Genomic DNA, 238 nt, shown 5'->3' with positions numbered 1-238 from the left:
GGCGTTTGTTATATGCGTGTTAGTTTCTAGCACGTAACAAATTTTTTAAAGAATAAACAGATATTGGAGGATGTGTCCTATGTATTATCCCATGACAGTTAGGACACAATGGCTTTAGGTCTTTAATAGGATCAACGGAATACTCTTTTTTGATCTCAGCAAGCGAAACTTCATGATGTACATGAATAAATCCCCTTCCTATGTCTCCATAAACTTCCTGAAAGTCAAATTTACAGAC

Annotated in this window: 1 pseudogene; it reads right to left on the bottom strand. The window is 35.7% G+C overall.

Annotation, left to right across the window (positions count from 1 at the left end):
• Positions 1–19: 19 nt before the first annotated feature.
• A pseudogene (locus Q5762_RS39580) lies at positions 20–238 on the bottom strand (HNH endonuclease); the annotation flags it as partial.

Source organism: Streptomyces sp. P9(2023), assembly GCF_032436795.1.
GTDB lineage: Bacteria > Actinomycetota > Actinomycetes > Streptomycetales > Streptomycetaceae > Streptomyces.
This window is presented reverse-complemented; position numbering and strand designations above follow the sequence as displayed.